Genomic DNA, 11,136 nt, shown 5'->3' on the forward strand with positions numbered 1-11,136 from the left:
CCAGGGGATCCGGCTTTCACCGTCGGTGAGAGCGGACGTCGTCGACGCCCACCCTGCTTTCCAGAGTGACCTCGTCCGTGCGGTACGTGAGCCTGAGAGATTCCGGGGAGGATTTGCTCCTTCGGCGCCTCCGGTCTGTCCGGAGGACTCTCCCGCACGGGGTCAGCAGCCGCTTGCCAGCCTACCAGCGAGGGCAACGCACGGGTCTTCGAGTGGCCGCCTCGTTCAATGTGCTCTTTTGTAGTGCTTACGGATGAGTTGCGACCAAGTGGAGGGCCCGTGCAGACCGACATCGATCCGCGCAACCTGATCGGCCGCAAGGCGTTCGACCGCAACGGCACGAAGATCGGCACGATCGACGAGGTCTACCTCGACGACGCGACCGGCGTGCCGGAGTGGGCGGCCATACGCACCGGCCTGTTCTCCCGGGATGCCTTCGTGCCCCTGGAGCCCAGCGAGCTGATCGAGGGCACGCTGCAGGTCCCCTTCGAGCGCGCCCTGATCAAGGACGCCCCCGATTTCGGAGTGGGCCGCCACCTGTCCCCCGAGCAGGAACTCCAGCTCTACCACCACTACGGCCTGGACACGACCGCCCCACCCCCCGACCACCCGGACCACGACTTCGGCAAACTGGCGGGAACGGAGGACGCGGGGGCCTGATCGTGGGTCGGGGTCGCTTACCGGCGTTGGCGGGTGCCGCTGCTGGGGAAGAACGGCGGCCTCAGCGCCCCGTAAGGGGCGCGGGGGACTGCGCGATCAGCCCCCACCGGCCCGCACGCACCGTCGGTCGTCACCCCGGTACCAGCGGCAACGGATCCACCGGCGCCAGCTCAGGATCATCCACCCGAAACGTCCGCACCCGCCCCGGCTCCACCGCCCCCGGCGTCTCGAACCGCACCGTCACCCTCCCCAGCCCACTCCCCTGCACCCATCCGTGTCCGTACTCGGCATGCCGGACGTCATGCCCCGCGGGCCATCTCCGCTCAGCGACCACCACCTCCCGCTCGGCGACCGGCTCGGCCGCGTCCTCCTCCGCCAGGATCTCCGCCGCCTCCCCCGCCGCCTGCGCGAACAGATCCTCCTGGGTGTAGTCGGCGAGCCCCGACACGCCCACGCCCAGCAACCGGACGCCGCCCGTCGTGTCCACCGAGTCCAGCAACCGCGCGGCCGCCTCCCGCACCACCGCCGGGTCGTCGGTCGGCCCTCTGAGCGTCTCCGACCGGGTGAGCGTCGAGAAGTCGTACCGCCGGACCTTCAGCACGATGGTCCGCCCGGACAGCCCGGCCGCCCGAAGCCTGCGCACACACCGGTCGGCCAGCCGCTGCACCTCCATCCCCACCCGCATCCGGTCATGGATGTCCACGTCATAGGTGTCCTCGACGGAGACCGACTTGGTCTCCCGCTCGGCGACCACGGGCCGTTCGTCGTGCGCCAGCGCCATCGCGTGCAGCGCGTGCCCGTGGGCCTTGCCCAGCAGCCGTACCAGCTCGTCCTCCCCCGCCTCGGCGATCTCGTCGACCGTGGTGATCCCGGCCCGCCGCAGATGGTCCCCCGTCGCCGGCCCCACGCCCGGCAGGGTCCGCACCGGCATCGGCCCGAGCATCGCCCGCTCCGTGCCCGGCTCGATCAGCACCAGCCCGTCCGGCTTGGCCTGCTCGGAGGCGATCTTCGCGAGCATCTTGGAGGCGGCGAGCCCGACCGACCCGGCGAGCCCCGTGGCGGCCCGTATGTCCGCGCGCAGCTTCTCCCCCGCCAAGCGCGCCGCCCCCGCGTCCCAGGCCACCTCACCCGCCTCCAGGTCCACGAACGCCTCGTCCAGGCTCAGCGGCTCCACCAGCGGCGACAGCTCGTGCAGCAGCGCCATCACCTGCTCGCTGATCGACCGGTACAGCCCGAAGCGCGGCACCAGATACGCGGCGTTCGGCGCCAGCCTGCGCGCCTGTGCCATCGGCATCGCGGAGTGCACCCCGAACACCCGGGCCTCGTACGACGCGGTGGCCACCACACCGCGCGGTCCGAGCCCGCCCACGACCACGGCCTTCCCGCGCAGACTCGGCTTGGATGCCTGCTCCACCGAGGCGTAGAAGGCATCCATGTCGAGATGCAGGATCGTGGGCGCGTTTCTCACATCTCCGATGCTGCACCACGCCACTGACAATGCCCCGGCACAGAACCGTGCCGGGGCATCACAAAGGGCAGGAGATTCCGCTCAGGAGATGCAGGAGGGGTCGGGCCGGGCGTCAGACCGCCCGGTTGCGGCGCCGGGCCAGCTCGTCGGCCGGGTTGGGCCCGATCAGGGTCTCGCCGGTGTCGACCCGCTCGCCGTGCAGCTGGGAGAGCGCGCTTTCCACGTCCCGCCAGACCACGCCGACCGCGATCCCGAAGATGCCCTGGCCGCCCTGGAGCAGGGCGTGGACCTCGTCGGGCGAGGTGCACTCGTAGACCGTGGCGCCGTCGCTCATGAGGGTCATGCGCTCGAGGTCGCGGAAACCGCGCTCCCTCAGGTGCTGGACGGCGGTGCGGATGTTCTGCAGGGACACCCCGGTGTCCAGGAACCGCTTGACGATCTTCAGGACGACGACGTCCCGGAAGCTGTACAGACGCTGGGTGCCCGACCCGTAGGCGGCCCGCACGCTGGGCTCGACCAGGCCGGTGCGGGCCCAGTAGTCGAGTTGCCGGTAGGTGATGCCGGCCGCCGCACAGGCCGTGGGCCCCCGGTAGCCGATCTCCTCGGTCGTCATGGACGCCGCCCCTCCGCCGCTCGGCACTGCCGCCGGCCGCTGCGGAGCGTGACCGGCAGTGCTGCCGTGAGGCCGGTACGCACCGCTCTCCCCGAGACCGCGTCCCGGGGCACCCCCAGCCGTACCGTCGCCGCTGCTTCTCACGCCGACCTCCGTCCTTGACCTGCCTTCTCGACGGTAGGCAGTCACCAGGGGTGCGTCAACGATCGCCACACTCGGCACGCCGAGTGATAATCACCCTAGGAGTGGTTTCCCGTGTCCCACCGCGGGGAAAGGCTAGCCGAATGCTCTGGCGGGAAGCCGTAGGACGCTCTCAATGGCCGCTGGCAATTGCCCATGAGTTTCGAGCCCGACCAGCCGTGAACCGGCCCGTCACCGGCCTCTGATGGGTGGGTGACGGGCCGTTCCGGTCCCTCACTGGCTGCTGGTGCCGAAGTCCTCGGGCGAGATCTGGTCGAGGAACTCGCGGAACTTCTCCACCTCGTCCTCCTGCTCGTCCGGGATCGCGATGCCCGCGTCGTCCAGCACCGTGTCGCTCCCGTAGATCGGCGTTCCGGTGCGCAGCGCCAGCGCTATGGCGTCGGACGGACGGGCGCTCACCTCGACGCCGCTGGCGAAGACCAGCTCCGCGTAGAAAACGCCCTCACGCAGGTCCGTGATGCGTACTTCGGTGAGCTCCTGGCCGACGGCCTCCAGCACGTCCTTGAACAGGTCGTGGGTCAGCGGCCGCGCAGGGGCCATGCCCTGCTGGGCGAACGCGATCGCCGTCGCCTCCCCCGGCCCGATCCAGATGGGGAGGTAACGGTCGCCTCCCACTTCGCGCAGGAGCACGATCGGTTGGTTGGAGGGCATTTCCACCCGGACACCTACGACATCGAGCTCGTTCACACAGCAACCCTAGGCCGTGCCCGGGACGTTTGGGTAGTCGGGCCCGGAACGCGCGCCCGATCCGGCCTCCGCCCGGGTCCTGTCACGATGGTCACGGCAGCCGCACCCCGAGCGCGGTCTGCACCAGTGCGGCGTGCAACCTCACCGTGAGCGCCGCCAGCTCCTTCGTACGGGCCTCGGCATGGGCCCTGGTCTGCGGATTGCGGTGCCGCTTGAGCGGGGCCACCACCTGGTCCACCAGACCTGCCTCACGGTCGGCGGCAGCCTTCATCACCCGCAGATGGCGCGGCTCGATCCCGAACCGGCCCAGCTCGGTCACGAGCGCGGCCACGGTGACCGCCTCGGCGTCGTACACGCCGTCCTCCAGGGGAGCGAGCAGCCCGTACGACTCCCACTCCGCCAGGCAGTTCTCGTCGATCTCGGCGGCCGCGAGCAGTTCGTCCCGGCCGATCCGCGCCACCGTGGGCGCCTCGGCGACCATCGGGACCGCCTCGCCGTCCCGCTGCCGTCCCAGCACGGGCAGCTGGACGGCCTCACCGCGCTCCATGGCGTCCAGGTACTCCCGGATGACCTTCAGCGGCAGATAGTGGTCCCGCTGCATCCTCAGGACGTGCCCGAGCCGCTCCACGTCCCCGGCGCTGAACTTGCGGTACCCGGACGGGGTCCGGCGGGGCTCGATCAGCCCCTCCGACTCCAGGAACCGGATCTTGGAGATGGTGACTTCGGGGAACTCGTCGCGCAGCACGTTCAGCACCGTGCCGATGCTCATCAGCCCGGATTCCGTGGCGGCGGTGCCGTGACCGGTACCGCCGCTCGGTGTGTGCAGCATGGGCCTTCTTCCCTGGGATCCCCGGACGAGGTCCGGAGGGTCAGATGCCCTGCCGGCTCGCGTAGAAGACCAGCCGGTACTTGCCGATCTGGACCTCGTCACCGTTCGACAGAGCGACCTGGTCGATGCGCTCCCGGTTGACGTACGTGCCGTTGAGGCTGCCCACGTCGGCCACCGTGAACGAGCCGTCCGGCTGGCGGCGGAACTCCACATGGCGGCGCGAGACCGTCACGTCGTCCAGGAAGATGTCGCTCTGCGGGTGACGGCCGGCCGTGGTCAGGTCGCTGTCCAGCAGGAAGCGGCTGCCCGAGTTCGGGCCACGGCGCACGACCAGCAGCGCGGAGCCCAGCGGCAGCGCGTCGACGGCCGCCTGCGCCTCGGGCGAGAGCGCCGGCGCCTGGGTCTGGCCGGTGACCTCGGCGTCGTAGGCCTCCAGGCCGGAGATCGAGATCGTGGACGTCGTCTCCGACGCCCGCTCGGGCACGGCGCCCGCGCGCAACGGGGCACCACAGTTGGAACAGAAGCGGGCGTTCTCCGCGTTGCGGTTACCGCACCTCGTACAAACCAGGGCCGACATGGACGGATCCTCCTGCCGCGGCTGCCCCGCCGGGGCGTTGGACGCGTACGGGTCGGAGGTAAACCCTCCACCCGCACCTGAGGTTGACGGTTGCCCGAAACCTATGCCGCCGGACTGCGACGGGTCAACTGACCGCGCGCCCTGACCTCCCGAAATGTCACCCCCCGGACCAGCCACCTGATCCCGGAACAGCGGGCGCTGACCGTCCGCGTCGGGCTGTGCGCGATGGCGAGCGGTCGCGTTGTCGCTACCCTCTCGCGTGCTCTTGCCGAACAACTTCGAAAACAACTTCACGGGCGATTCCCCTTGACCGAAACAGACCCGCCCGTGGGGCAGGACGAACCCTGACTGAATAAACCGGCCGACCCGGACAACCACACAACGTCCGTATCCACCAGACAGTTTCCACCACGCACCGGCTCCCCGGTGCGCCGACCCCCCGCATCCTCATGCCCCCGCCGGACGTCCAGCATGCACCGCCGGTTCACTGTGAGGACGACCGAGCGTAGTCAGGCTGCTTCGCCGGTCGCAAGGCATCCACCACGATCTTGGTCGACCGCTCGACGGTCACAGTCGCCTGCTCCTTCTCCAGGGTCTGCACCACGCCTCCGGGGATGTTGAGAGCCGGTTCGAGATCCTGCGGCTTGCCGATCACCTTGAAAACGTAGGGCTGGGTGATCTTGTTCCCGTCGACGCTCACACTCTTCCCGGAGTCGGTGAGGTAGGTGCCGGAGATCACTCGCACCCCGTTGACCTGGATCGCCTCCGCGCCGGCCGCACGCAACTCCTGGATCGCGTCGAGCAGCATGTCCGCCTGTACCGTCCCCTTCGGGTCGTCGACCGTCATCGTGATGCCAGGACCCTGCGCCGCCACGGTGCCCGCCAGAATGCCGAGTTGCCTCTCCTTCTCGGCCGTCTGCCTGCGTGCCTCCGCCGCCTGGTCGGAGCTGCTCTGCAACTCCTGGCGCTGCTTTTCAAGTCCTGTCTTCTCGTCCTCAAGACGCTGAGTACGGTCGTCCAGTTCATCGAGGATCCGAACAAGATCCTCCTGGCGGGCCCCGCGCAACGCGCTGTCACTGTCGCTGTTCGACGCCACCTGCACGGCGAGCCCGAATCCGAGCCCGAACAGCAGCACGGCGACGATCAGTTGGGCCCGGCTGACCCGCGGCGGCCACAGCCCCTGGGCCAGCCGCCGGCGGCCGGTCAGCCCGGCCTCCGGCTTCGACTCGGCCGGGGATCCGGTCTCCGGTGCCGCGGCGGGCACCTCGTCCGGCAGTTCTCTGCGCAGCCCGTGCTCCGGCCGCTTCTCGTGCTCGCTCATGCCACTCACGCCCGGAAGACATGCCGTCGGATCGCCGCGGCGTTGGAGAAGATACGGATACCGAGGACCACGACGACACCCGTGGACAGCTGCGAGCCCACACCCAACTTGTCGCCCAGGAACACGATCAGCGCGGCCACCACCACGTTGGACAGGAACGACACCACGAAGACCTTGTCGTCGAAGATCCCGTCGAGCATGGCCCGCAGCCCGCCGAAGACGGCGTCGAGCGCCGCGACCACGGCGATCGGCAGATACGGCTCGACGACCGCCGGAACCTCAGGACGGACCAACAGTCCGGCCACGACGCCCACGACGAGGCCAAGTACGGCGATCACGATGTGCCCTTCTCCGTATTCTCGGTGTACGGCTGGGCCGTACGTACGATCACGCTGGGTGCGGCGGGCAGCCGGACGTCACTCTCCGTGGAGATCGTCGCCCGGATGTCGAAGTTCTCCTCCAGCGCATGCAGATACAGCCCGTCGGGACTGTCCTGGAACCTGGAGCTGAGCCTCTCCCCGTCCCCCACCGCCAGCACCGTGTACGGCGGTACCAGCGGCCTGTTGTCGACCAGTATCGCGTCTCCCGCGGCCCTGATCGCGGACAGGGCGGTGAGCCGCTGCCCGTTGATGGAGATCGCCTCGGCGCCCGAGGCCCACAGCCCGTTCACGACGCGCTGCATGTCGTGGTCGCGCACCCGGCCGGTGTCGGAGAACCCCGAGGTCTCCCGCGGGTCGCTGCCGTCGCCGCCCGAGGAGGCCTCCTTGGCGTCGTTCACGACCAGCTTCACGCCGGGGCCGTGCACCGCTGTGGCACCCGACAGGATGCCCACCAGGTCCGCCTGACCGCTGCCGCCGCTCTCCTTCAGCGCCGCACGCTGGCGGTCGCTGACGTCGTCCCGCAGCCTGTCGACATTGGTCTCCAGTTTGTCGGCGGCGGCCGTCTCACGGTCGATGCGGTCGATGAGCTCCTGGCGCTCCTTGGCCACGACAGGGGCCGTCACGCGTGCCTGCGCCGCTCCCACGGTCACCACCAGGGCCGCGAGCACCAGACCGCCGGCGAGGCCCAGCCTGGCCCGGAGGGTCTTCGGCATGCCGCCGCCCTCTCCCTGCGCCCGCTTACGGGCCGCCGCCTCGGCGTACCCGTCGTCGAGGCTGTGGTCCATGACGTTGGTGATCAACGACATGGAGGCGTCCGGGCGCTGCGGCCGGGTGGCGCTGCTCCGAACGGGGGGTTGCTGCGGCATGCCGCACATCGTCGCACGTTGCGACCGGTACCTCCGAACGGCCCCACCGGCGTGCCGGACAGGCCCCCGCGGGGACACTTGTCCGGCACGCGCGCGTGCGGCGGATCTACCTTCCGGCGCTGTCCACGATCGCCGACCATTCGTCCAACAGCGCCTGCGCGGAGGCGTCGTCGGGCCCCTCGGCCCACAGATGGGTGACCGCCTCGGCCGGGTCGGGCAGCACCATCACCCAGCGTCCGTCCGTCTCGACGACCCGCACCCCGTCGGTCGTGTCCACGAAGCGATCACCGGCCGCCTCGACGACACGCCGCATGACCAGGCCCTTGACAGCCCACGGGGTCGCCAGGTCCCGCTTGAGGACATGCGCCCGCGGGATCCGGGCGTCGATCTGGCTGAGCGTGAGCTGTGTCCGCGCCACCAGGCCGATCAGCCGCACGAAGGCCGCCGTACCGTCGTAGACACTGCTGAACTCGGGGACGATGAACCCGCCCTTGCCGTCACCACCGAAGATGGTGCCTTCCTCACGCCCCACGCGCGTGAGGTCGTCGGGCGAAGTGGTCGTCCACTCGACCTGGGTGCCGTGGTAGGCGGCCACCTGCTCGGCGATCCGGGTCGTGGTGACCGGAAGCGCCACACGGCCGCTACGCCGCTCGGCTGCCACCAGGTCGAGCATCACCAGGAGCGCGCGGTCGTCCTCGATGATGCGGCCCTTCTCGTCCACCAGGGACAGCCGCTCACCCACCGGGTCGAACCGCACACCGAACGCGGCCCCGGAGGACGCCACGATCTCGCCGAGGCGCACCAGCCCCGACCGCCGCTGATCCGCCGTCTCCGTGGGCCTGGCCTCGTTGAGACCGGGATTGATGGTCAGCGAGTCCACGCCGAGCTTCCCGAGCAGGCTGGGCAGAACGAGCCCGGCACTGCCGTTGGAAGCGTCCACGACGACCTTCAGGCCGGCCTCGGCGATCCCGGTGATGTCGACGTTCCGCAGCAGCGAACCCGTGTACGAGTCGAAGACACTCGCCGGGAAGTACAGGTCGCCGATCTCACCGGGGAACGCACGCCGGTACTCCTGCCGGGCGAAGATCCGGTCCAGCTTGCGCTGGCTGGCCTGCGAGAGGTCCGCGCCCTGCCCGTCGAAGAACATGATGTCGACGGAGTCGGGCACCCCGGGCGAGGTCCGGATCATGATGCCGCCGGCGCTGCCGCGCGCCGTCTGCTGCCGTGCCACCGGCAGGGGCACGTTCTCCAGGTCGCGTACGTCGATCGCGCTGGCCTGGAGCGCGGAGATGACCGCACGCTTGAGCGCACGGGCACCCCGGGAGTGGTCACGGGCCGTGGTGACCGTGGAACCCTTCTTCAGGGTGGTCGCGTACGCGCCGGCGAGCCGTACGGCCAGCTCCGGCGTGATCTCCACGTTCAGGATTCCGGAGACGCCACGGGCCCCAAAGAGATGCGCCTGCCCGCGGGACTCCCAGATCACGGACGTGTTGACGAACGCACCGGCCTCGATGGTCTTGAACGGATAGACCCGGACGTTGCCCTGCACGATCGATTCTTCACCGATCAGGCACTCGTCACCGATGACCGCTCCGTCCTCGATCCGGGCGGCCCGCATGATGTCGGTGTTCTTCCCGACGACACAGCCCCGCAGATTGCTGTGCTGCCCGACGTAGACGTTGTCGTGCACCACGGCCCGGTGCAGGAAGGCACCGCTCTTCACGACGACGTTGGAGCCCACGACGGTGTGCTCGCGGATTTCCGTGCCGGCCTCGACCTTGGCGTAGTCACCGATGTACAGCGGTCCGCGCAGCACCGCATCCGGGTGCACCTCGGCGCCCTCGGCCACCCAGACGCCCGGCGATATCTCGAAGCCGTCGATGTCGACGTCGACCTTGCCCTCCAGGACGTCGGCCTGCGCCTTCACGTACGACTCGTGGGTGCCGACGTCCTCCCAGTAGCCCTCGGCGATGTAGCCGTAGACCGGCTTGCCTTCCTTCATCAATTGCGGGAAGACATCGCCGGACCAGTCGACGGGAACGTCGGCCTCGACATAGTCGAATACCTCGGGCTCCATGACATAGATGCCCGTGTTCACCGTGTCGGAGAAGACCTGCCCCCAGGTCGGCTTCTCAAGGAACCGCTCGACCTTCCCCTCTTCGTCGACGATGGTGATGCCGAATTCCAGCGGATTGGGCACACGGGTCAGGCAGACCGTGACAAGCGCGCCCTTTGCCTTGTGGAAGTTGATCAGCTCGGTGAGGTCGAAGTCGGTCAGCGCATCGCCGGAGATGACGAGGAAAGCATCGTCCTTCAACGCCTCTTCGGCGTTCTTGACGCTTCCGGCGGTACCGAGTGGCTTCTCCTCATTGGCATAGGTGAGCTCCATGCCGAGCTCTTCGCCGTCGCCGAAGTAGTTCTTGACGAGTGACGCCAGGAACTGCACGGTGACGACGGTCTCGGTGAGCCCATGCCTTTTGAGCAGCCGTAGCACATGCTCCATGATCGGTCGGTTCACCACCGGAAGGAGCGGCTTGGGCATGCTGGAGGTCATGGGGCGAAGGCGTGTGCCTTCACCACCGGCCATCACTACGGCCTTCATGTCGGAAGCGTCCTCCTCTAAGAGATGACGGTCTAGCCGACTTCACCCGTCCAGATTGTCCCGCACTTTTTCGCCGCGGGCCATCGAGAGCCACTACGTCCGGACAATCGCCGAGCTCAATCGGCTGTGGCGTCCGCACGAACCAGACGGCGGACCTGTACCACGTAGAGCACTCCTGCCCACCAATAGAGCGTTGTACCCCATCCGGCGAACGCCCATCCGAAAATAGCAGCGAGTGACGAGATCCAGCCGCTTCCGTCACTGAGCAGCAGGAGCGGGAACGCGTACATCAGATTGAACGTGGCTGCCTTGCCAAGGAAGTTCACCTGCGGCGGCGGATAGCCGTGCCGCCGGAGAATCCCCACCATCACCAGCAGCACCAGTTCGCGGAGTAGTAGTACGGCCGTCAACCAGAGTGGCAGGATCTCACGCCAGGTGAGTCCGACCAGCGTCGACAGGATGTAGAGCCGGTCCGCGGCGGGGTCCAGAAGCCGGCCGAGGTTGCTGATCTGGTTCCAGCGTCGGGCGAGCTTGCCGTCCAGGTAGTCACTGATGCCGCTGAAGGCGAGCACCAGCAGCGCCCAGCCGTCGCTCTTGGGCCCGCCGAACTCGGGCCTGAGGATCAACCACAGGAAGACGGGTACGCCGACGAGACGCGCCATGCTGAGGATGTTCGGGATGGTGAGGACCCGGTCCGTCTGGACACGGGTCTCCTGGACCTCCACCCGGGGGCCTCCTGTGATGGGAAACGAGCCAACTTTGCTCCCTGACCTTACCTCAACGCAAAAAAGCTCTGGCTCCTGGGCTTGTCGCCCAAGAGCCAGAGCTCTAAAAGGAGTTCGGCGGTGTCCTACTCTCCCACAGGGTCCCCCCTGCAGTACCATCGGCGCTGTAAGGCTTAGCTTCCGGGTTCGGAATGTAACCGGGCGTTT

The 11,136-nt window shown here is 68.6% G+C and carries 11 protein-coding genes, 1 rRNA gene and 1 riboswitch; of the genes, 1 reads left to right on the forward strand and 11 read right to left on the reverse strand.

Features of this window, described 5'->3' with window-relative positions; translation table 11 throughout:
- Positions 1-70: 70 nt before the first annotated feature.
- A riboswitch (glycine riboswitch) is annotated at positions 71-165 on the reverse strand.
- Between the two features lie 114 nt (positions 166-279).
- The gene (locus tag ACGFZQ_RS47540; RefSeq protein ID WP_393845754.1) at positions 280-660 is read left to right on the forward strand and encodes a PRC-barrel domain-containing protein; all 381 of its coding nucleotides are present in this window, start codon (positions 280-282) and stop codon (positions 658-660) included.
- A gap of 130 nt (positions 661-790) precedes the next feature.
- Here the strand turns inward: ACGFZQ_RS47540 and ACGFZQ_RS47545 are convergent, their stop codons facing one another.
- From ACGFZQ_RS47545 to rrf, 11 genes are all read right to left on the reverse strand, one after another.
- Positions 791-2,128 (reverse strand): DNA polymerase IV, encoded by a 1,338-nt coding sequence (locus ACGFZQ_RS47545; protein ID WP_393845755.1) that lies wholly within the window; start codon positions 2,126-2,128, stop codon positions 791-793.
- A 112-nt stretch (positions 2,129-2,240) separates the two neighbouring features.
- Complete coding sequence (locus ACGFZQ_RS47550; RefSeq protein WP_393845756.1) at positions 2,241-2,885, reverse strand: MerR family transcriptional regulator; 645 nt, start codon at positions 2,883-2,885, stop codon at positions 2,241-2,243.
- A gap of 270 nt (positions 2,886-3,155) precedes the next feature.
- Positions 3,156-3,629 carry a bifunctional nuclease family protein gene (locus tag ACGFZQ_RS47555; RefSeq protein ID WP_026253112.1) on the reverse strand — a complete coding sequence of 158 codons (474 nt, stop codon included), beginning with the start codon at positions 3,627-3,629 and terminating at the stop codon, positions 3,156-3,158.
- Between the two features lie 91 nt (positions 3,630-3,720).
- Positions 3,721-4,458, reverse strand: a complete 738-nt coding sequence (locus tag ACGFZQ_RS47560) for a MerR family transcriptional regulator (RefSeq protein WP_351734185.1) — start codon at positions 4,456-4,458, stop codon at positions 3,721-3,723.
- 40 nt (positions 4,459-4,498) lie between these two features.
- Positions 4,499-5,329, reverse strand: a complete 831-nt coding sequence (locus ACGFZQ_RS47565) for an FHA domain-containing protein (RefSeq protein ID WP_351734187.1) — start codon at positions 5,327-5,329, stop codon at positions 4,499-4,501.
- A 190-nt stretch (positions 5,330-5,519) separates the two neighbouring features.
- A complete protein-coding gene (locus ACGFZQ_RS47570; protein WP_393845757.1) occupies positions 5,520-6,356 on the reverse strand; it encodes a DUF881 domain-containing protein in 837 nt (278 codons plus the stop codon).
- A 5-nt stretch (positions 6,357-6,361) separates the two neighbouring features.
- Entirely contained in the window at positions 6,362-6,694 is a 333-nt protein-coding gene (locus tag ACGFZQ_RS47575; protein WP_046727248.1) for a small basic family protein, read from the reverse strand.
- On the reverse strand, positions 6,691-7,602 hold the full coding sequence (locus tag ACGFZQ_RS47580; RefSeq protein ID WP_393845758.1) for a DUF881 domain-containing protein: 912 nt from the start codon (positions 7,600-7,602) through the stop codon (positions 6,691-6,693). Before ACGFZQ_RS47580 ends, ACGFZQ_RS47575 begins: the two co-directional genes overlap by 4 nt.
- Before the next feature lie 106 nt (positions 7,603-7,708).
- On the reverse strand, positions 7,709-10,204 hold the full coding sequence (locus ACGFZQ_RS47585) for a sugar phosphate nucleotidyltransferase (RefSeq protein WP_393845759.1): 2,496 nt from the start codon (positions 10,202-10,204) through the stop codon (positions 7,709-7,711).
- Between the two features lie 116 nt (positions 10,205-10,320).
- Positions 10,321-10,929 carry a CDP-alcohol phosphatidyltransferase family protein gene (locus ACGFZQ_RS47590; protein ID WP_384486635.1) on the reverse strand — a complete coding sequence of 203 codons (609 nt, stop codon included), beginning with the start codon at positions 10,927-10,929 and terminating at the stop codon, positions 10,321-10,323.
- A gap of 112 nt (positions 10,930-11,041) precedes the next feature.
- Positions 11,042-11,136: ribosomal RNA gene (rrf, locus tag ACGFZQ_RS47595) — 5S ribosomal RNA — on the reverse strand; the annotation flags it as partial.

The organism is Streptomyces sp. NPDC048254 (genome assembly GCF_043201895.1).
Taxonomy (GTDB): domain Bacteria; phylum Actinomycetota; class Actinomycetes; order Streptomycetales; family Streptomycetaceae; genus Streptomyces.